At 62.4% G+C, this 19700-nt stretch carries 19 protein-coding genes; 6 read left to right on the top strand and 13 right to left on the bottom strand.

Going from position 1 to position 19700, the window contains the following annotated elements:
* Window positions 1–118: 118 nt before the first annotated feature.
* Window positions 119–301 (bottom strand): hypothetical protein, encoded by a 183-nt coding sequence (locus NKI25_RS10560; RefSeq protein WP_352827413.1) that lies wholly within the window; start codon window positions 299–301, stop codon window positions 119–121.
* Here NKI25_RS10560 and NKI25_RS10565 point away from each other — a divergent pair.
* Complete coding sequence (locus tag NKI25_RS10565; protein ID WP_352998477.1) at window positions 234–1340, top strand: ROK family protein; 1107 nt, start codon at window positions 234–236, stop codon at window positions 1338–1340. The two genes, NKI25_RS10560 and NKI25_RS10565, sit on opposite strands and share 68 nt — an antisense overlap.
* Window positions 1341–1398: 58 nt before the next feature.
* Here NKI25_RS10565 and NKI25_RS10570 read toward each other — a convergent pair whose 3' ends face one another.
* Window positions 1399–2358 carry a DMT family transporter gene (locus NKI25_RS10570; RefSeq protein WP_352998478.1) on the bottom strand — a complete coding sequence of 320 codons (960 nt, stop codon included), beginning with the start codon at window positions 2356–2358 and terminating at the stop codon, window positions 1399–1401.
* A 341-nt stretch (window positions 2359–2699) separates the two neighbouring features.
* Between NKI25_RS10570 and NKI25_RS10575 the strand changes: the two genes are divergently transcribed.
* The gene (locus NKI25_RS10575) at window positions 2700–4031 is read left to right on the top strand and encodes a PQQ-dependent sugar dehydrogenase (RefSeq protein WP_352998418.1); all 1332 of its coding nucleotides are present in this window, start codon (window positions 2700–2702) and stop codon (window positions 4029–4031) included.
* 127 nt (window positions 4032–4158) lie between these two features.
* Here the strand turns inward: NKI25_RS10575 and NKI25_RS10580 are convergent, their stop codons facing one another.
* The 8 genes from NKI25_RS10580 to NKI25_RS10615 form a co-directional block, all read right to left on the bottom strand.
* Window positions 4159–5667 carry an aldehyde dehydrogenase family protein gene (locus tag NKI25_RS10580; protein WP_352586675.1) on the bottom strand — a complete coding sequence of 503 codons (1509 nt, stop codon included), beginning with the start codon at window positions 5665–5667 and terminating at the stop codon, window positions 4159–4161.
* Between the two features lie 155 nt (window positions 5668–5822).
* On the bottom strand, window positions 5823–6167 hold the full coding sequence (locus NKI25_RS10585; protein ID WP_352452935.1) for a cupin domain-containing protein: 345 nt from the start codon (window positions 6165–6167) through the stop codon (window positions 5823–5825).
* A gap of 23 nt (window positions 6168–6190) precedes the next feature.
* Window positions 6191–6538: a cupin domain-containing protein gene (locus tag NKI25_RS10590; RefSeq protein WP_352586677.1), complete on the bottom strand. Its 348-nt coding sequence runs from the start codon at window positions 6536–6538 to the stop codon at window positions 6191–6193.
* On the bottom strand, window positions 6535–7809 hold the full coding sequence (locus NKI25_RS10595) for a glycosyltransferase (RefSeq protein ID WP_352586679.1): 1275 nt from the start codon (window positions 7807–7809) through the stop codon (window positions 6535–6537). Before NKI25_RS10595 ends, NKI25_RS10590 begins: the two co-directional genes overlap by 4 nt.
* Window positions 7810–7827: 18 nt before the next feature.
* Window positions 7828–8901: an ABC transporter ATP-binding protein gene (locus NKI25_RS10600; RefSeq protein WP_352586681.1), complete on the bottom strand. Its 1074-nt coding sequence runs from the start codon at window positions 8899–8901 to the stop codon at window positions 7828–7830.
* A complete protein-coding gene (locus tag NKI25_RS10605; RefSeq protein ID WP_352586683.1) occupies window positions 8898–9692 on the bottom strand; it encodes an ABC transporter permease in 795 nt (264 codons plus the stop codon). The genes NKI25_RS10600 and NKI25_RS10605 overlap by 4 nt, the downstream gene beginning before the upstream one ends.
* Window positions 9685–10527, bottom strand: a complete 843-nt coding sequence (locus NKI25_RS10610) for an ABC transporter permease (RefSeq protein ID WP_352644258.1) — start codon at window positions 10525–10527, stop codon at window positions 9685–9687. Before NKI25_RS10610 ends, NKI25_RS10605 begins: the two co-directional genes overlap by 8 nt.
* 106 nt (window positions 10528–10633) lie before the next feature.
* Window positions 10634–11698, bottom strand: a complete 1065-nt coding sequence (locus NKI25_RS10615) for a polyamine ABC transporter substrate-binding protein (protein WP_352644203.1) — start codon at window positions 11696–11698, stop codon at window positions 10634–10636.
* 230 nt (window positions 11699–11928) lie between these two features.
* Here NKI25_RS10615 and NKI25_RS10620 point away from each other — a divergent pair, with 230 nt between their 5' ends.
* Genes NKI25_RS10620 through NKI25_RS10635 form a run of 4 tightly spaced genes read left to right on the top strand, consistent with a single transcriptional unit; the run spans window position 11929 to window position 16850 of the window.
* Window positions 11929–12867 carry a GntR family transcriptional regulator gene (locus tag NKI25_RS10620; RefSeq protein ID WP_352586687.1) on the top strand — a complete coding sequence of 313 codons (939 nt, stop codon included), beginning with the start codon at window positions 11929–11931 and terminating at the stop codon, window positions 12865–12867.
* A gap of 5 nt (window positions 12868–12872) precedes the next feature.
* A complete protein-coding gene (locus NKI25_RS10625; RefSeq protein WP_352452939.1) occupies window positions 12873–14168 on the top strand; it encodes a glycosyltransferase in 1296 nt (431 codons plus the stop codon).
* Window positions 14161–15546: a glutamine synthetase family protein gene (locus tag NKI25_RS10630; RefSeq protein ID WP_352586689.1), complete on the top strand. Its 1386-nt coding sequence runs from the start codon at window positions 14161–14163 to the stop codon at window positions 15544–15546. The genes NKI25_RS10625 and NKI25_RS10630 overlap by 8 nt, the downstream gene beginning before the upstream one ends.
* Window positions 15546–16850 carry an NAD(P)/FAD-dependent oxidoreductase gene (locus tag NKI25_RS10635; RefSeq protein WP_352586691.1) on the top strand — a complete coding sequence of 435 codons (1305 nt, stop codon included), beginning with the start codon at window positions 15546–15548 and terminating at the stop codon, window positions 16848–16850. The genes NKI25_RS10630 and NKI25_RS10635 overlap by 1 nt, the downstream gene beginning before the upstream one ends.
* Window positions 16851–17024: 174 nt before the next feature.
* Here NKI25_RS10635 and NKI25_RS10640 read toward each other — a convergent pair whose 3' ends face one another.
* The 3 genes from NKI25_RS10640 to NKI25_RS10650 form a co-directional block, all read right to left on the bottom strand.
* Window positions 17025–17282, bottom strand: a complete 258-nt coding sequence (locus NKI25_RS10640) for a hypothetical protein (protein WP_352586693.1) — start codon at window positions 17280–17282, stop codon at window positions 17025–17027.
* A gap of 335 nt (window positions 17283–17617) precedes the next feature.
* Window positions 17618–18157, bottom strand: a complete 540-nt coding sequence (locus NKI25_RS10645; RefSeq protein ID WP_352586695.1) for an NADH-quinone oxidoreductase subunit B family protein — start codon at window positions 18155–18157, stop codon at window positions 17618–17620.
* Between the two features lie 12 nt (window positions 18158–18169).
* On the bottom strand, window positions 18170–19687 hold the full coding sequence (locus tag NKI25_RS10650) for a hydrogenase large subunit (RefSeq protein WP_352690536.1): 1518 nt from the start codon (window positions 19685–19687) through the stop codon (window positions 18170–18172).
* Window positions 19688–19700 lie beyond the last annotated feature (13 nt).

Raw genomic sequence — 19700 nt, forward strand, 5'->3', positions numbered from 1 at the left:
CGTTTCACTCCCATATGTGATGCACGGTTCGTATCGACCGCTTGTGGCCCGCGATTTGAGGTCGTGGCCGGCGAGATTCAGTAATCTCCGTTCTTTCCAAGATGACATATTTGGGCTATCAGTCAACGTGCTTTGTGCCCATCATGAACAAACCTTCGCTTAGAAATTGGCTGATCGACAGGCCGTCCGCGTCGCCGGAGAGCCTGATCGTCCGATGCTTGCGCGAGCGCGGCGTGCTTTCTGCGTCGCAAATTACCCGCATTACCGGTTTGGCGCGGTCGACGGTTTCAACCGCGCTCAACGGCTTGAGAAAATCTGGGATGGTGATCGAATCCTCGGCCCATCATGACGCGGCGAGGGGTATCGGCAGGCCTGCCACGACATTGACGCTCAATCCCGCTGCGGGCACCTGCGTCGGCATCCATCTGGGCCTCGACGAGATGCGGTGTGTCGTCGCTGACGTCTCGCATTCTTTCGTTGCCGAACAAACTATCCCCATGGGTCTGGACTACCAGCCGCAACAGGCGGCCCAGCTCGCCAAGTCAGTAATTGCCCGATGCTACGAAGAGAACGGTCTGCCGATGGCGGGGCTCCTGGGGGTTGGGGTCTCCGTCTCGGGCCCAGTCAGCCGCGAAGGAGTGGTGCTGCGCGCGAGTATCGTTCCGACCTGGGCCGGGGTCAACATCCGCGATGTGTTCGGGCCGGTCCTTGAACAGCCGATCTTCGCCGACAATGAGAGCAACTGCTCGGCCATTGCCGAGCTGATGTGGGGTGCTGCCGTCGGCCAGGACGATTTCGTGCTGTTCAAGGTCGATCTGGGCGTCGGCGGGGCCATTGTCCAGCACGGTCGGCTGGTGAGCGGCATCGCCGGCGGCGCCGGCGAATTCGGGCACATTAGCATCGATCCCGGCGGCGACCTTTGCCGGTGCGGCAATCGAGGATGCCTGGAGCTCTATGCCAGCTTTGCCCGACCGCTCGAGCAGATTTCGCGCATCGTGCGGCGGCCGGTCACGATGGACGACGTGATCATGATGGCCGAGCAGGGCGACGTGAGGGCGCTGCGGATGATCGAGGACACCGCCGAGTTTGCCGGCCGTGGCCTTGGCCTGATCGGTTCGGTTCTCAATCCGCCGCTCATCATCATCGGCGGCCGCATGGCCTTGGCGGGCGACATTCTCCTGGCGCCACTGATCGCATCATATGAACGCCACACGCTCATCAAGTCCCGCGATGTGGCGCCTGCGCTGCGCACGCGGATAATCGTTGGCAAGCACACGGAGAACGATGCATTGCTCGGCGCGGTCGGCCTCGTGCTGCGCCACAACAGCCGGCTTCAGTGACCCGGCTTGCGCTCTGATTTTGCGAGCTGCTCGCCGAAGCAGCGGAACTGATGTTTGCCTACGCGACACGCACCGTGCGCTGCCTCGGCTTGATCGCGGTGGCGAGCAGCAGGCCGGCGATGATGAAGGCGGCGCCGGCGAGATCGTAGTCGTGCAAGCTTTCGCCAAGGACCAGATAAGCGAGAACGGCGACGAAGGCGGTCTGGAGATAGAGCAGCATGCTGGCGCGCCCCGCACCAAGCGTCTCGACGCTACGGTTGTAGAGATAGTACATCAGAGCGCCGCCGGGGCCGGCAACATAGGCGAGAGCCAGAAGGCCGTTCGCATGCAGCGCTGAACGATCCCCGGAAAACAGTTCCCAGAGATAGAAGGGCAGTGCGGCCAGCGCGCCGGCTCCCAGCAGCAGGACCACCATCGGCAGAAGCTCGATAGCGAATTTGGCGCGACGCAGCAGCACGGTGTAGCGGCCCCAACAAAACGCGCTGCCGACGATCCACAACTCGCCGGGATTGAACTGCAGCTGCATCAGCGCGGCAAGGTCGCCGCGCGCCACGATCACCACCATCCCAGCCAGAGCGACCAGCGCTCCAAGCGCTTTCCAGACACCGAGGGGCTCGCCGAGCACGAAGCGGGCAAGCACCATGGTCATGATCGGCGACAGCGCCATGATGATGCCGGCGGTTGTCGCGTTGGTGTAGTTGAGGCCCGTGTAGATCATGCCCTGACACAAGGTTAGCCCGATAGTGCCGATGACCAGCACCTCGATCACCCGGGATTGGATCAGCACGAGCATCGCCCCGTGATGACGATGGACGATAGGCAGCAGGATCGCGCACGCGAGCGTCAGCCGCCAGAAGCAGAGCGCCCAAGGCGGCATCTCGGGGGCAACCCACTTGGCGGCGATATAGACGCCGGCCGACAGGAGCCAGCAGAGCGTCGCGAGGGAATAGGCGAGCGGAAGTGATGCGCCGGGTGTCGCCTTCGCTACACTTGGATGTGCTATCGGCAGCGATTGGATATCCGTCTCCTCCCACCGCAGACTTTAGCAGATTTGCAGCGTCTTGCTAAGCAGCAACAACAGCTGTTTCACCAGCTGGTGCAATCGGTGGGTCATTGTGGGTCCCGCCGTTCACGGTCTCCTTCCATTCGAACGCATGTTGGCCCATGATTCATATTGCGCGACAGATATTCGCGCGGTTGCCACAATCTTCTCGCGCCATATTTCTACCGAGCGCAGATCTGTCGCGAATTCCTGGCCCTGGGATCACGAGCGCCGCTGTTTCGAGGCAATTGGAAGAATAAGCCACTGACTTCCGTTTGCACAAAGAGCGCGACACAAATCCATGCGGAGGACGTCCGATGCATGCCGGCTTCCCAGGAAGCGTACTCGTAGCGGTGTTGGGCACCGTCATGGCGAGCTGCGCTGGCATTCCGGCGCAAAAAACTGGTGCAATAACCGGCTATGGCCCCAACCCCACTTTACCGAAACCAAGACCGACGCTGATCCCGACTGTTAACATCGCCGAGGCGAAAGGCTGGCAGAAAGAAGGTATGCCGACCCCGGCGAAGGGGCTGACAGTGAACGCCTTCGCCACCGGCCTCGATCATCCGCGCTGGCTACATGTGCTTCCGAACGGCGACGTGCTGGTTGCTGAAACCAATGCCCCTGCCAAGCATGACGAAGGCTTCAGTCTTAGAAAGGTCTTCATGGACCTGGCTATGAAGCGGGCTGGCGCCGCGACCAAAAGCGCCAACCGCATCACGCTCCTGCGCGACACCGATGGCGACGGCATTGCGGATGTACGCACGACGTTCGCGGAAGGCCTCAATTCGCCCTTCGGCATGACGCTGTCCAAAGGCAAACTCTTTGTCGCGAATACCGACGCGCTGGTCGCTTTGCCCTACTCCAATGGCCAGACCCGAGTCAGCACGTCGCCGGAAAAGATCATCGACTTGCCGGCCGGGGACCTCAACCATCATTGGACCAAGGACGTGATCGCAACTCCGGATGGACGCAAGCTCTATGTCACCGTTGGTTCCAACAGCAACGTTGGAGAAAACGGCATAGCCGCGGAGAAGAACCGCGCCGCTGTCCTTGAAGTGGATCGGTCTACCCGCCGCACTCGGGTCTTCGCCTCGGGCCTGCGCAACCCGAACGGGCTCTCCTGGAATCCTGAGACTGGCCAGCTTTGGGTCGCCGTGAACGAGCGTGACGAGATCGGCGACGACCTTGTGCCGGATTACATGACCTCGGTTCGTGACGGCGCTTTCTACGGCTGGCCCTACAGCTACTACGGACAGAACGTCGACGAACGTGCCAAGCCGCAGCGCCCCGATCTCGTGGCGGCAGCGATCAAGCCCGATTACGCCCTGGGCTCTCATACCGCCTCGCTGGGACTGACCTTCTCCAAAGGCGCGCGGCTCGGTCCGGCCTACGGCAACGGCGCCTTCGTCGGCCAGCACGGCTCGTGGAATAGAAGCGTGCACAGCGGCTACAAGGTCATCTTCGTGCCGTTCCATGGTGGCAAACCGAGCGGTCTCCCGAAGGACGTGCTCACTGGCTTCATCGGGCGGAATGGCACGGCGATGGGCCGTCCGGTCGGCGTTGTTATCGATCAGGCCGGCGCACTGCTCGTCGCCGACGACGTCGGTAATGTCATCTGGCGGGTCCGCCGGGCGAATGGCCGTTGAGCGCAGGTGGCCTTTCTGATTCCGACCTCACCAGCCTTCGGCTACAGCGCCACGCCCGATATGGCTGCATTCGGCGGAGACGGATATCCTAAACAATTAGCTAGCAGCACGCCCGAAGATAGTCGTGTCAAGCATGCTTGCGCCCGCCTGCCTCGCGGAAACAGCTGTCAGGATAGGGATACCACCAGCCCTGAATCTCCGGTCTGTGGTCGATGATGACCATCTTCGAGCGGCGGAATGCATCCAGACCCTGGCGGCCGAGCTCGCGGCCGAGGCCCGAAGCCTTCCAGCCCCCGAACGGCAACGCGTCATTGTCTATCAGCGGATTGTTGACCCAGACCATGCCGGCCTCGAGCCGCTCCGCGGCCTCATGCGCTTCGGCAAGATCGGTGGTGAAGACCGAGGCGCCGAGACCGAAGGGGCTGTCGTTGGCAAGCTCTATCGCCTCGTTGAAATCCTTGACCCGGCAGATTGCGGCGACCGGCCCGAAACACTCTTCGCGCACGATTGCCATATCGGCGGTGATGCCGGTCAGGATGGTCGGCTCGTAGAACCAGCCTACATTATGTGCCGGCGGAATGCGTCCGCCGGTGATCGCTTTGGCACCGCTGCGGATCGCATCGTCGACCAGCCGGATGACCTTCGCACGCGCGGCCTCGCTGACCAGCGGTCCGATCTCGGTTTTGTCGAGGCCGTTGCCGATACGCAGCGCGCGCGTTTTCTCGGCAAACAGATCGACGAAGCGGTCGTGAACGGCATCAACCACGAAGAACCGTTCGGCCGAAGTGCAGACCTGGCCAGTGAGATGGAAGGCAGCCGTGACGCTGCCGGCAGCCGCCACGTCCAGGGGGGCGTGTTGGCTGATGATCAGGGGATCGCTGCCGCCGGCCTCGATGACGCAAGGCTTCATGCGCTCTGCACATGCGACGGCGACAGCCTTGCCGGCGGCGACCGAACCGGTGAAAGCAACCGCATGCGTGCGGTCCGAGGCGATCAGCGCCTGCGCCGTTGCTGCTCCGCCTGGCATGCAGGAAACCAGGCCCTCCGGCAGGGAGCGGAACACGGTCATATAATCCAGCGTCGACAATGTTGTCGCTTCGGCGGGCTTGATCACGCAGGCATTGCCGGCGGCAAGCGAGGCGGCGACGGTCCAGCACATCAACAGGATCGGAAAATTGTAAGGCATGATGTGCACCGACGTGCCGTAGGGCTCGTAGCGGGCATACTGGAACGAACCGGCCTGCGTCGTGCCGGCGATCTTGCCGGCGTCGTCACGCGCCATTTCGGCGTAATAGCGGAAGATCGGCGCGCAATTGGCGATCTCGCCGATCGCCTCCGGATAGGGTTTGCCCATCTCGTGCACCATCAGCTCGGCGCAGCGCGTGAAGTCGGCCGCTTCGATGGCGTTCGCGACGGCGTGCAGATGCCGGGCACGGCTCTTGGCGTCGAGCTTTTTCCAGGCCGTTTGCGCCTTGGTCGCTGCGGTGAGCACGGCGTCGATCTCGCCGTCGCTGGCTGCGGTGATCGCGCCGACGGTTTCGAGCGTCGCCGGATCGATCACCGGTTTTGCCGCACCAGTCATTGGCCGATAATCCGGATTGACGAAGAAGGTCGGCCGGTCGGGTGAAAAGTCCATTCTGTCCTCCCGTGTGCACGGAACCTTTTTGAGAATTCACCCTGCCGAGACAGGCGGCGTGGTTTTCGAGAACCGAAGCGGAGCGGACATTAAAGTGCGTGAGCATCGGAAGAAACGGCGTCAGGTGTCCGGTAGGGTAGAATTATCGAGAAGGTTCAGCGGATCATGTAAACTTTCTTGATGGTCTCGTGGACGGTGCAGACGCCCTTCCAGTCCTGCGGAAAGAACGCTGCGGTGTCCGGTTCGATCTCGATCACCTCGCCGGATTCGTGGACATAGGTGCAGCGTCCCTCGAGGAAATGGCAGAACTCGTCGCGGGTGACGTGGCAGCGCCATTTGCCCGGCGTGCAGACCCACAGTCCGCATTCGGAGCGGCCCTCCGGCCCCTTGTGCAGCAGCTTGCCGGAAGTGCGGGATTCGCCCTCGATCAGGGTGGGGATGACGCCCCAGTCGACCAGGTCGGTGAGGGCGAGCGGCGATTTCATGATCGGTGTCGGCATGTCGGGAGCTCCAGTGGCCGGCTTTAGGCCAGCATGTAAAAGTTGCGGATGGTCTCGTGGACGGTGCATTCGCCGGTCCAACCGGCCGGGAACATGACAACCGTGGCGGCGGATACCTCGATCACCTCGCCGTCGTCCGATCTGTAGGTCGCGCGGCCGGCAACGAAACGGCACAATTCGTCGCGCGGAATCGCCAGCCGCCAGCGACCGGGCGTGCAGACCCAGATGCCGGATTCCGGCTGGTTGTTCGGCCCTTTGTGCACCAGCCTGCCGGTGGAATGCGAAGCGCCTTCCAGCGCATCGGGCTGGGTGCCCCAGTCGACGAGGTCGGTGCGGGTCGAGGCTTGGTGGAGGTGTGGGGCTGAGATCACAGCAATTTCTCCAGCAGTACCGCCGCTTTCTCCGGGCCGTTCTGCGACTGCATCTGGGCCGACGTCTTGGCCAGCTTGGCCTTGATTGCCGGGTCGGTCAGGCAGGTTTCGATCCTGGCGATGAGCTCGGCGTCGCTCCAGTCGTAGCGCGGCATGCCGAAGCCGTGGCCGGTCTCCTCGACCCGCGTCGCATTGTCGTGGCCGTCCCAGACGTAGGGCATGATGATCGCCGGCTTGCCGAAATACAGGCACTCAGTGAACGAGTTGTTGCCGCCATGATGGATCACCGCATCGACCTGCGGGATGACCGAGGGCTGCGGGAACCAGCTCTCGACGATGACGTTTTCGGGCACTTGCGCGTACTGCTCCTTGTAGCCGCCGACATTGACCAGCGCCCGGTAGCGCGTCTTGCCCAACGTTGCGACGATGCGCTTCAGCAGATCGACATCGCCGGCGCCAAGGCTGCCGAAGGAAACATAGAGCAGCGGCCCGTCATTATTCTTCGCAAAAACCGGCACGGTGTAGGGCTTCTCCTGCCGCACGCAGCCTTCCAGATATTGGAATTTTGCCGGGTCGAGCGGATAGCGGCGCTTGAACTTCGCCGCCTCGGGATAGAGCAGCAGATTGAGGTACGGCGAGGCCTCGAAGAACTGGCCGATCGGATACGGCGCTTCGTTGTTCGCTTTCAAAAACGCATTGAAGTCGTCATGGATCGGCTTGATGACGGCGTTGAAATGGTCGCGGTAACGCCGATGGCAGGCGTGGTCGTTCTCGCCGCAGCCGGACAGATGTGGCGGGACGTCCTCGTCCTCGATCTCGTTTTCCGAGCAGGAGATGACGCGCACCCAGGGCTTGCCATACTGCTTGATTGCCGGGAACAGGATGACGTTGTCGACGCAGATGACATCAGGCTTGATCGTCGCAAGCACGCCAGGCAGATCCTTCTCAGCCCATTTGGCGCTGTCGACGATCGCCGTCCAGCAATCCTTCACGTAATTGTCGACCTGGTCGTAGGGCGATTTGCGGAAGTTCGGGATGTGGCCGTTGATGAAGTCTTCCCAGAACTTGGCCATCTGTTCCGGCGGCAGCGGCTCGGACAGGTTCACCGGATGAGCCTCGAAGTCGTAGCCCTTGTAGACGTCGACGAAGCCGGGGTCCGACAGGAACACCGCTCTGTGGCCGCGCGCCTCGATGGCCTGGGCTATGCCGACGGAATTGAGCGCGGGGCCATAGGCGGCCTCCGGAAAGAACGCGATCGTCTTCTGCGCCATGAGAGGTTCTCCTTTCGATCAATCTGCGAAAATTCTGACGTCAGCCGCATCCCAGCCGAGCTCGACTGTATCGCCCGACGAGACCGGGCGGCGATCGGCGGCGTCGGCGGTGACGCGCACCAGGAACGGCTTTGGCGACAGGGCGGTGCGGACGTGCAGCTGCAGATCGAGTCCCTGATAGGCCAGCGCCTCGACCGCGCCGAAGATACGGTTGGCCGTTTCTGCCGACGGGAACAGCCGGATGCGTTCGGGCCGCACTGAAGCTACCGCCGCAGCGCCGGGCGAAAGTGTTGCGGGAACATCGCCGGCGATCCGCACGCCGTTGCTTGCCAGCACGCCGTCGCCGACGGCTTTGCCCGGCACGAAATTCATGACGCCGATGAAGTCGGCGACGAAACGGTCCCCCGGGTGCTCGTAGACCGCATGGGGTGTATCGCATTGCAGCAGCTTGCCGTCCCTGAGCACTGCCATACGGTCGGCCATGACGAGCGATTCCTCCTGATCATGGGTGACGATGACGAAGGTGATGCCGACCTCGTGCTGCAGCCGCTTCAGCTCCAGTTGCATGGCCCCGCGCAATTTCTTGTCGAGTGCACCAAGAGGTTCGTCGAGCAGAAGCAGCCGTGGTCGCTTGACCAGCGCTCGGGCAAGCGCGACGCGCTGCTTCTGCCCGCCAGACAATTGCTCCGGCTTGCGGTCGGCGAAGGCAACGAGTTCGGTCGTCGCCAAAATGGCGTCGACACGGGAGCGGATTTCCTTTGCAGGCAAGCGTTCCATTTCGAGGCCGTAGGAAACATTCGCCCTGACGCTCATATGCGGAAACAGCGCATAGGACTGGAACATCAGATTGACCGGCCGCTTATTGGGCGGGGTCCTGGCGATGTCGCGGCCGTCGAGCAGGATGCGCCCGTCATTGGGCGTCTCAAAGCCGGCCAACATGCGCAGCAGCGTTGTCTTGCCGCAGCCCGAAGGTCCAAGCAAGGCGAAGAACTCGTTCTCGCGGATATCCAGCGAAATGCCGTCGACCGCCGTCACCCGGCCGAACTTCTTCGACACGTTGTCGATCGCCAGCAGCGTGCGGGGCTCGTTCATTGGCCGATCACTCCACGGTTGAGCCGCTGCGACAGGGTCAGCGCGGTGATTGAGACCGCCATGACGATAGTCGCCAATGCATTGATCTCCGGCGTGATGCCGAAGCGAATCATCGAATAGATCTGCATCGGCAGCGTGGTCGAGGCGCGGCCGGCGCCGGCGGTGAAGAAGGCGATGATGAATTCGTCGACCGAAAGGGTGAAGGCGAGCAGCGCGCCGGCGACGACGGCAGGCAGGATCACCGGCAACGTCACCCGCCGAAATGTCGTGAGCGCGGAAGCACCGAGATCGGCAGAGGCCTCGACGATCGACCAGTCGAAGCTTTTCAGCCGCGCGCGCACCACGGAGCAGACGAAGGCGAGATTGAAGACGACATGGGCGAGGATGATGGTGTGCAGGCCCAAGGTGAGATCAAGCATCGAGAAGAAGCTGAGCAGCGCGATCGCCAGCACGATGTCGGGAATGATCATCGGCGCAAAGATCAGCGCCTCGAGACCTTTGCCGTGTTGCCGGCGTATTTCGACGCCGATCGCCAGCAGCGTGCCGAGCAGCGTGGCGATGGCGGTCGAGACAAGCGCCACGATCAGTGTGTTGAGCGCGGCAGAAAGGATTGCGGCGTTTCCGATTAGCGAGACATACCATTTCAGCGAAAAGCCCGACCAGACGGTCGGCAGCCCGCCTTGGTTGAACGACAGCGCCACCAGCACGGCGATCGGGATGTAGAGGAAGGCCAGGACCAGTGAAAGCACGAGCCAGAGCGCGCGCCTCGTGGCGAGGGAGCGCTCAGCCATCGGCGCCTCCTCTCGCTTCGGCGGTGCGGCCCGAGGCGCGATCAGCAGCCAGGGCCTGCGCCGTCAGCACCAGCAGCATGATGGCGATCAGCACCATTGCCAGTGCCGCACCGAAGGGCCAGTCATTAGCCGTGAGGAACTGGTCGTAGACGAGATTGCCGATCATCTGGAAACGGCCGCCGCCGAGCAGCGCCGGCGTGACGAAATTGCCGATCGACAGCACGAAGACGAAAACCGCCCCGGCGGCGATACCCGGCATGGTCAGCGGCAGGATGACCCGGCGAAATGTGGTCACGGCCGACGCGCCGAGATCGCGCGAGGCCTCTGCGAGCTCCGGATTGAGCCGCGACAGCGGCGCGTAGCAGGCCAGGATGACGAAGGGCAGATAGTTGTAGACCAGACCGGCGATGACGGCGCCTTCGGTATAAAGCATCGACAGCGGCTCGCCGGTGTAGCCGAACCAGCGCAGCAGTTGTGTGATCAGCCCTTCGCGGTTGAGCAGCACGATCCAGGCATAGGTACGGATCAGGTAGTTGGACCAGAAGGGCAAGACGGCAAAGAACAGAAACACCGGCTGCAGTTGCCGGGGTGCTGCCGCGATCGCATAGGCGGCGGCATAGCCGATCACCACCGCGACCAGGGTTGCCGTGCCGGCAATGCGCGCCGAATTGAGGAAGATGCCGGCATAGAGCGGGTCGAACACCAGCCCGAAATTCTCCAGCGTGAAAGTGTAGTCGATGCCGCCATAGATGCCGCGCCGGAAGAAGGCGAGCGCCAGCACCAGCGCGCATGGCACGACCATCAAGGCGATGAGCCAGGCCAGCGCCGGCGTCATCAGCAAGGATGAGCGAAGTCTTGTTTGGGACAAGATTGCGGTACCGCATTCAACGGTCGGCGGCGAAAACCCCGCCGTCGACCGGGATCTCTGATTTTGATGTCGGTTATTGCGCGGCCTTGATTTCGCTGACGATCTTCGAGTAGTCGCGTTGGGCATCGCCGACATCGCGCAACTGCTCGAACTTGACCAACTCTGCCACCGGCATGCTCATATTGGGAAATTTGGCGAGAAAATCCGCCGGCAGGCTTTCCATAGCCGGCTTGTTCGGTACCTTGTAGTCGATGTTCTGGGCCGCCCAGGCGTGGTTCTTGGCGTCCAGCATGAAGTTGATGAACTGGAAGGCGGCGTCCTTGTTGGCCGATGCCTTCATCACGACCATCGTATCGACCCAGAGATCCGAGCCTTCTTTCGGTATGGTGTATTTAATTTGTGGATTCTCGGCGATCCCGTAATTGCACCAGCCATCCCAGGCCTGAACCATCAGCGCCTCGCCCGAGACCAGCTTTGAATAAAAGGTCGTGTCGTCATAGGCCAGCAAGGTCTTCTTGGCCGAGATCAGCAGGTCCTTGACTTCGCCGAGCTTTGCCGGATCGGTCTCGTTCACCGAATAGCCCTTGGCGAGTTGGCCGGCGGCAAGCAGCCAGCGGTCGGTCGCCAGCATCGTCGTCTTGCCCTTGAGCGCATCGGACGGGGCGAGAAGGTCGTTCCAGCTCACCGGCTCCGCCTTCACCAGATCCGAACGGTAGCAAAGGCCGGTGGTGCCCCAAGTGTAGGGCACGGAAAAATTGTTGCCGGCGTCGTGCGGCAGCTTCGCCGCCTCGGGATAGAGATTGGCGAGGTTAGGGATATTGGCATGGTCGATCGCCTCGATCAGGCCGAGCTTGTTCAGCACTTCGGCGAAGGGCGAGGAGACGAAGACCACGTCATAGCCCTTGCCGCCGGACGCGACGAGCTTGCCCATGATCTCCTCGTTAGTGGCGTGAACCACGACTTCACCGGAGACACCGGTCGCCGCCTTGAAAGCTTTCATGGCATCCGGCGCCATGTAGCCGTCCCAGTTGGAGATAACGAGGTCGGAGGCAGCCGCCGGCGCTGACAGCGCCAGGCCAAGGCCAAGTGCGATCAAGGATTTCCTTAACGGACGGTGCCGCAGGGTGGTGGTGGTCATGACAGACTCCCATTCTGGTTGATCATCGAACTTAGTCGTCGGACCAGCGCTTGCAGCCGTAGCCGCTTTGATCCTGTTCCCCAGTCTTTTATTGCCGATTGATCTCACAGTACTATTGCAGAAAAAAGTACGTCAATCCATAATTTGTCAACTACGGTGAATCCCGGCCGATCGCATCCGCAAGGGCAATCGGCCAAACCTCAGCCGCCAAGTCCTTCATGAGAATTGCCATGCAAGTTGCAGCTCGACGTCCCCGCACCAACCATCTCGACCTTGCACAGCGCATTCTCGATGTGGCCCGGAAACGCGGCTTTGAACCCGGCGCTCATCTCCCGGAGCAGCAGATCGCTTCGCTCTGCAACGTATCCCGAACTCCGGTGCGGGCCGCGCTGCGTCTGCTCACTGAAAAAGGCGTAGTTCAATGGGAGGCTGAGTCCGGCTATCGCTTGGCCGTAGACCTCACGAGCCAGGCGACCGTCGCCGCCGACCTGCCGAGCGCCGAGGAGGATGAACTTGCCGACATGATCCTGCGAGACCGCTCGGCGCGCCGGCTGGACCAGACGGTCACCGTCGGCGCCCTGATGCGACGGTATAATGCCGAGCGCAGGACGGTACTAAAATCGCTGAAGAAACTGGCCGAGGAAAATCTTCTGGACCGCGCGCCGGGGCAGTCCTGGCTTTTCAGGAGAGTGCCGGACGATCCTGGCGCACAAGGGGAGAGCTATGAATTCCGGCTGTTGCTGGAACCCGCCGCCCTTCTGGCGCCTGGGTTCCGGCTGGATGGGACGCGCGCGGCAGCCTTGCGACAGGGCATGGAAATGCTGCTGGCTCTGCCCGACGCGGCATTCGATTCCAGAGAGTTCCAACGGCTGGACATCGATTTTCACGGGATGATCGCCGGTGGCTCCGCCAACCGCTTCGTCGCCGAGGCGTTGGCCGATCATCTCAGGCTGCGCCGGCTGCCGGGAACGTATGCCGGCGTCAATGTCTTCCGGCTGAAGCAATCATTGCGCGAGCATCTGACCATACTCGACCATCTGGAGAGCCAGCAGTACGAGGTTGCAGCCGATCTGCTTCGGGTCCATCTGCGGCTTTCCCGCAGCCAGCGACCGCAGGCGGCTAGTCGCGGGGCGCCCGCGCTGTTCGGCATGATCAGCCGGCCGGAATAACGAGGATCATGCGCAAAGGCAGCCCGACCATCGCACTGTTTCCGGAAGCGAGCTTCGGCGCTGCGCTGAATTGCGTTGGCATAGCGCAGGCCCTGCGCGCTCGTGGCGCCCGTCCAGTGTTCATCTGCCATGCCGGCTTTTCTGGCGTGTTCGCCGACTATGGGTTTCAGGAATACCAGTTGCCGACTGACGATCCGTTGACCGACAGCGAACGCCAGAGCTACTGGCAGGCCTTCGTGCGCCGTCATCTGCCGCATTTCAGGCTGAGCCCCATCGATCAGCTCGAAACCTACGTTGCCCCGACCTGGCAAGCAATCGTAGACACTGCGGTCAACGCCGAGGCGCCGCTGCGCCAATTGCTGGCGCGGCTGAAGCCGGACGCCGTGGTGCTCGACAACGTCGTCATGTTCCCGGCATTGGCGACCGCCGGCTGCCCGTGGGTGCGCGTCGTCTCCTGCGCCGAAACCGAGCTTCCCGATGCCAATGTGCCACCCTATCTGTCCGGTCTCGCCGCCGACGACCCGAGCCGCGCGGTCTTCGAGGCGCGCTACCTGGCAGCGGTCGCTCCGGCCCATGACCGCTTCAATCGGCTTCGGACCGACGCCGGTCTTGCGCCCTTGCCAACGGGTCTTTTTCTGGAACCTTCGCCCGCCCTCAATCTGCTGCTGACCCCAACGATTGTGCGAAGGCAGCGCGCCGAGCCGCTCGACCCTGCCAGCTTCGTCTATCTCGAAGGCTGCGTCCGCTCGGAAGGGCCGTTCGACGTACCGGTCTTTCCGCGCAATGGCGGACCGCTGGTTTATGTCAGTTTCGGTAGTCTTGGCGCCATGGATGTCGGCCTGATCCAGCGCATGCTCGCCGTTTTCGACAGGCTGCCGGCCCGCTTCATTGTCAATGCCGGAGGTCTGCGCGACAGCTATCGCGCCGTTCCGGACAATGTCTATCTCGACGCCTGGTTTCCACAGCCTTCCGTCGTGGCGAAATGCGACCTCTTCATTCATCATGGCGGCAACAACAGCTTTTGCGAAGCACTGCGTTTCGGCGTGCCGTCGCTGGTCATGCCCTATTGCTGGGACGGGCATGACAATGCGCAACGTGCCGAGGAAACCGGCGTCGGGCGCCACATCAGCCGCGATGGCTGGACGGAAGACGAATTGGAGCGAAGCATTCTTGGCCTGATGGCCGATGCTGCAATGCGCGCACGCCTCCGGGAGAATGCAGTGCATATGGCGCTGACACCCGGAACGGACGTGGCTGCCGAAGCCATTCTCGCTCTCGCAAGGACCCGACCTGATGCTTGACACCACAACAACTGATGCCTCGACCATGAACGGCACCAACGACCCGAAAGACTGGTTGGCCGCTCACGCTGTCAGCGAGGTCGAGTGCCTGGTGCCCGACATGAACGGCGTGCTGCGCGGCAAGGCCCTGCCAGCGGCCAAGTTCCTCAAGGCGATCGAGGACCGAGCACTCTATCTGCCGAGCAGCGCGTTCCTGGTCAGCATCGACGGCCGCTATTCCGGTTCCGTCGACGAGGGGTTCGCCTACCAGGACCCCGACATGCGGATGGTGCCGGATGTCGCAACACTCTGTCTGGCGCCCGGTGGCGGGCCAGGCAAGGCCTATGTCTTCGCCGATGCGTTCCACATGGACGACCGGCCGTGGATGGCTTCGTCGCGGCACGTGTTGCGGGCCGTGCTCGATCTATATCGCCAGCGCGGCTGGCGGGCAGTGGTGGCGCCGGAGCTTGAATTTTATCTCACCGCGCCCAATCCCGATCCCGACAGGCCGGTGACGGCGCCGGTCGGGCGCAATGGCCGCTCCGAAAGCGTGCAGCATCCCTATGACATGGCGGCACTGGAGCAATTCGAGCCGGTGATCCGGCGCCTCTATGACTATGCTGCGGCAGCCGGACTGCCGCTCGACACGCTCATCCATGAATCGGGCACGGCCCAACTGGAGATCAATTTCCTGCATGGCGACGCGCTGCCGCTGGCAGACAAGGTGTTGCTGTTCAAGCGAATGACGCGCCAGGCCGCGCAGGAAGGTGGCATGCAGGCGACCTTCATGGCCAAACCGATAGCCGCACAAGCCGGCAGCTCAATGCATCTCCACATGTCTGTCGTCGACGAGGCCGGCAACACGCTGTTTGCCGGGCGTGACGGCGCCGACACCGAGATGTTCGGGCATTTCATCGGCGGCCTGCAGAAATACATTCCCGAGGTGATGCCGCTGTTTGCGCCGAACGTGAATTCGTTCCGCCGCATCCGGCCGAACCACAGTGCACCCGCCAACATCGAGTGGTCGCACGACAACCGCTCCTGCGGCCTGCGTGTGCCGGCCGGCGGGCGCACCGCGCGGCGCGTGGAAAATCGGCTGCCCGGCGCCGATGCCAATCCCTATCTGGCGATAGCCGGCTCGCTGCTTTGCGGTTATCTCGGCGTCGAGGAGAAGATCGCTCGTTCGACGGAAGCGTCGGGCAATGCCTATCGCAGCAGGAGCACGCTGCCCAAAACCATGGAAGAGGCGCTCGACCGCTTCGCTGCGTGCGATCCGGTTCGGGCGGTGCTCGGCGAGGATTTCTTCCAGACCTATTTGCGCGTCAAGAGCGTTGAGCTCGACCTGTTCCAGAGCGTCGTCACCTCTTGGGAACGCGACCATCTGCTGCTCAAGGTGTGATGATGGGCTTCAATTCTGGGGGCTTCAACTCCGGCCTGGATATCGGCAAATCCTACTATGTGGCGACGGCCAATCCGGCTCCGGACCATCCGGCGCTGCAGGGCGACGTCGACGCCGATCTGGTAGTGGTCGGCGGCGGTTGTACCGGCCTCTCCGCAGCCTTTCATGCAGCCGAACGCGGCCTGAAGGTGGTGCTGCTCGAAGGCGGCAAGATCGGCTGGGGGGCGTCGGGGCGCAATGGCGGCCAGATGATCCCCGGCCTGCGCAAGGGCGCCAAGGGGCTGGTCAAGCTATATGGGCCGGAACGGGGGAGGGCGCTGTTCGATCTCGCCTTCGAGGCGCGGGCCCTCGTGCTCGGTCTGATCGAGCGCCATGCCATCGATTGCGACCTCAGGCTCACCGGCCATCTGGCCGGTGCGGTCAACGGTTCCGACCTGCGCGACCTCGAAGAAGAGGCCGAGTGCCTTTCTACGGTGATGAACTTTCATGATGTCGAGATGCTGTCGGCAGCGCAGGCGCGCGGAATGGTGAACACACCTTATCACGGCGCGATGTACGAGAAGCTCGGTGGCCATATGCATCCGCTGAACTACACGCTCGGTCTTGCTCGCGCCGCGGCTGCGGCGGGCGTCACTATCCACGAGAATTCGGTGGCGCTGCGGCTGGAGCGGGAACCTTCCCCCCGGGTTTCGACGGCCAAAGGCTCGGTCCGGGCCAGGCATGTCGTACTGGCCGGCGATGCGCTGCTCCACGGGCTTGAGCCGCGCGTCAACAGCCGCATCATGCCGGTCGGCAACTACATCATCGCCACCGAGCCGCTGGGCGACACGAGCGACGTCATCCCAAGCAATGTGGCCGTCTCCGACACGCGCTTCGTCGTCAATTACTACCGGCTGTCGGCGGATGGACGCCTGCTGTTCGGCGGCGGCGAGCGCTATACGCCGTCGCCGCCCGCCGACATTGCCGGCTTCGTGCGGCCGCACATGGAAATCACCTTTCCGCAATTGCGCGGCCGCCGCATCGATCACGCCTGGGGCGGGCTGGTCTCGGTGACGACATCGCGCCTGCCGCATGTCGGTCGCTATGGCGACGTCTATTTTGCGCATGGCTATTCGGGCAAGGGGGTGATCCTGTCGACGCTGTCGGGCAAGCTGCTCGCTGAGGCGATCACCGGTGATGCTTCGCGGCTCGATCTGTTTTCGACCCTAAGCCCGCTGCCGTTCCCCGGCGGCACGGCGCTGCGCGGCCCGCTCTATGTGCTCGGCATGCTTTGGTACGCAATGCGTGACCGCATCAAACATTGAGCGCAGGCATGCGCAATGAGGCCGAGCGCCGCCACCAAGCGATTAACGGCTGATTTCGCGGCGGCGTCCGACTTGATCGATGCTTGAATATGGTCCGCAGGCAATGGCCGCGAGTCGGTCCAGGCCCTGCTCCCGAAGCCTGAGCGCCGATAGACCTGCCTGGTATTTCCTCAGCTAATAGATCGATATGATTGCAGGATTAACCGTTTCATATCCCAGGCGCGGCTCCGATTTGTCTTTCGAAATCGCGCTGGAGACAGTTCCGGTTGAACTGCAGTCCAATTTTGTTTCCCTGTTTTTCTTGATCGTGCTGCCCGACAGGTCGGCGCAGCACGACGTTACTGCTGTACTGACCACCCTCTTTTTCTCGTGTGCAACGGCGGCGGTGGATACGGCCATCACAATTGCCGCACAAATAATCGTCAATCTCATTGATTTCCCCCTTAGAGCACCGCAAACGTGTGGTCGACTGCCTTGAGACGCCGGCGAAGACGGTACTCGCGCCTGGCCGGCCCATGCAGCTTCCGACTGCACAAGATTGTAACTACATTAGCTGCAGCGCAAGTAACCATTTCGGACTAGGGAACGGGTTCCCCTTCGATCGAAAGCGCTGGGCTGCCGGCGAAAAAGCAGGCGTTTTAGCCGTTCTCGCCGCCGAGCGCCTTCCAAGTTTGGGACAGAGGTTGGCTGATGCCCTTAAACTCACGGCTACGCATTGGTTGGATCTATGCAGCGACAAGGCCAACCTTGGCAAAGCCTCTACATAGTCACCTTCGGGCAGCACCAGTCTTGGAATTCACGCCCTCAAGCAAGGCGAGCAGGCCTTTCAGAATTTCGATTGGCGGCGGCGGACAACCTGGAATGTGCAGATCGACAGGCAAGGCCTCGGACACTCCGCGCACCACCGCATAGCTGCCGGAGAAACAGCCGCCATTGCCTGCGCAATCTCCCAGTGCGACCACCCATTTTGGGTTGGGTGTTGCGTCGTAGGTCCGCTTCAATGCCTCGCGCATGTTTTTTGTGACCGGCCCGGTGACGAGCAGTACATCGGCATGGCGCGGTGATGCGACGAACCGGATCCCAAAACGCTCGATGTCATAGAAGGCGTTGTTCAGCGCGTGCATCTCAAGTTCGCAGCCGTTGCAGGAACCGGCATCGACCGCCCGGATCGACAGGCTTCGCCCCAATCGTTTGTGAGCAGCCCCATCGAGCGCGCGTGCGAGTTCGTCGACTGCCGTGCTGCTTGCCAACGGCGGATGCTCGGTGAGAGGGGGGCGTATCAGGCTTTCAAAAAGAAGCTTGCGCATGATAGCGTGCCTTCAGAGATCATGGCCCGAATAGGAGCAGTTGAACGATTTGTTGCACAGCGGAAAGTCGGCAACGATGTTTCCTTCGATCGCCGCTTCAAGGAGCGGCCATTGAAACCATGACGGATCACGGAGGTGACAGCGCTCGACCAAGCCGCCCTTGCCAATGCGCAGCCAGGCCAGAATGTCGCCGCGGAAACCTTCGACGAGCGCCATGCCTTCATGCGATCGGTTTGTCTGCGCGAAATCGACGCGGATCGGCCCGTCTGGCAGTTGTCGCAGGACTTGTTCGATCAGGGACAGGCTCTGTTCGACCTCGTGGATACGAATCCATACACGGGCGTTCACATCGCCTTCCTGGAGGAGAGGTACATCGAAGGCGAGTTCGCCATAGGGTGGATAAGCGAGATTGCGTCGGGCATCGAAGTCCCGACCGGAGGCCCGGCCAACGTAGCCTCCGGCGCGATATTGACGAGCGAGTTCCACCTTCAGCCGGCCAGTTGCGACAGTCCGATCCTGCAGCGACGCCGTGTTGTCGTAAAGCTCGACCAGCGCGGGAAACCGCTGCCTGATCTCTGCGATCAGGGACCTGAGCGCTGTCGTGCCCTCATCGCTCAGGAAGCTTGCCACGCCTCCGGGCACGATGCAGTCGCGCATCAAACGATGACCGAAGGCAGCATCGCTTGCCCGCAATACGCGCTCACGCAGCACCCCACAGTGGGCATGCATGAGCGCGAAGGCGGCATCATTGCAGATAGCGCCGATGTCGCCCAGATGATTGGCCAGGCGCTCCAACTCGGCCATGAGCGCTCGCAGCCAGACCGCGCGTGGGGGAACCTGGACACCCAGCGCCGCCTCGACCGCGCGGGCAAAAGCGAGGGAGTATGCCACGGTACTGTCGCCAGAGGTTCTGCCCGCCAATTTGGCTGCACGGTCGATGTCGGACCCCGCCATCAGGCCTTCTATACCCTTGTGCGCGTATCCGAGGCGCTGCTCCAGCCGGACGACCGTTTCACCGCTCGCCGTGAACCGGAAATGGCCCGGCTCGATGATGCCGGCATGCACGGGCCCGACCGGGATCTGATGCAGGCTCTCCCCCTCTGCAGGCAGGAAACTGTACGGGAAGGCAGTCGCAGCAGACGTCCGGACGCGGGTACTCAACGGATAGCTGACACCCCAGTGGCCATGATCAAGCCACCGTCTCGTATCAGGCGCGCCTTGTGGCAGGAGCCCGAACAGGTCAGCAGCCGCACGTTCGAGCCGCAGTGCGGGCGGATGCAGCCGGCCGACCGATGGGTAGCGGCCACTGGGGCATTCCAGGCTGACGACGCCGATGTCCCCGGCGCTTTCATCGAGAAGTGCCATGTGGACGGCGCCTGGCTCACCCCATAGGCCGAGCAAGCTCCAGTGGCCCTCGGCCAGTTGCTCGACGGCAAAGCCCCATTTTTTCGGAGTCACCACGGCGCGCGACCACGGGAAATGATATTCGACACGTTGGCCAGCAAGGATGAGGTCGATCAGCGCGGGCATGCTCTTTCTCTCC

The organism is Mesorhizobium sp. M0808 (genome assembly GCF_040320025.1).
Taxonomy (GTDB): domain Bacteria; phylum Pseudomonadota; class Alphaproteobacteria; order Rhizobiales; family Rhizobiaceae; genus Mesorhizobium.

Coding starts and splice junctions, on each gene's coding strand:
- NKI25_RS10575 (WP_352998418.1), top strand. CDS start 2,700: ATGCATGCCGGCTTCCCAGGAAGCGTACTCGTAGCGGTGTTGGGCACC.
- NKI25_RS10580 (WP_352586675.1), bottom strand. CDS start 5,667: ATGGACTTTTCACCCGACCGGCCGACCTTCTTCGTCAATCCGGATTAT.
- NKI25_RS10585 (WP_352452935.1), bottom strand. CDS start 6,167: ATGCCGACACCGATCATGAAATCGCCGCTCGCCCTCACCGACCTGGTC.
- NKI25_RS10595 (WP_352586679.1), bottom strand. CDS start 7,809: ATGGCGCAGAAGACGATCGCGTTCTTTCCGGAGGCCGCCTATGGCCCC.
- NKI25_RS10600 (WP_352586681.1), bottom strand. CDS start 8,901: ATGAACGAGCCCCGCACGCTGCTGGCGATCGACAACGTGTCGAAGAAG.
- NKI25_RS10605 (WP_352586683.1), bottom strand. CDS start 9,692: ATGGCTGAGCGCTCCCTCGCCACGAGGCGCGCGCTCTGGCTCGTGCTT.
- NKI25_RS10610 (WP_352644258.1), bottom strand. CDS start 10,527: ATGACGCCGGCGCTGGCCTGGCTCATCGCCTTGATGGTCGTGCCATGC.
- NKI25_RS10615 (WP_352644203.1), bottom strand. CDS start 11,698: ATGACCACCACCACCCTGCGGCACCGTCCGTTAAGGAAATCCTTGATC.
- NKI25_RS10620 (WP_352586687.1), top strand. CDS start 11,929: ATGCAAGTTGCAGCTCGACGTCCCCGCACCAACCATCTCGACCTTGCA.
- NKI25_RS10630 (WP_352586689.1), top strand. CDS start 14,161: ATGCTTGACACCACAACAACTGATGCCTCGACCATGAACGGCACCAAC.
- NKI25_RS10635 (WP_352586691.1), top strand. CDS start 15,546: ATGATGGGCTTCAATTCTGGGGGCTTCAACTCCGGCCTGGATATCGGC.
- NKI25_RS10640 (WP_352586693.1), bottom strand. CDS start 17,282: ATGAGATTGACGATTATTTGTGCGGCAATTGTGATGGCCGTATCCACC.
- NKI25_RS10645 (WP_352586695.1), bottom strand. CDS start 18,157: ATGCGCAAGCTTCTTTTTGAAAGCCTGATACGCCCCCCTCTCACCGAG.
- NKI25_RS10650 (WP_352690536.1), bottom strand. CDS start 19,687: ATGCCCGCGCTGATCGACCTCATCCTTGCTGGCCAACGTGTCGAATAT.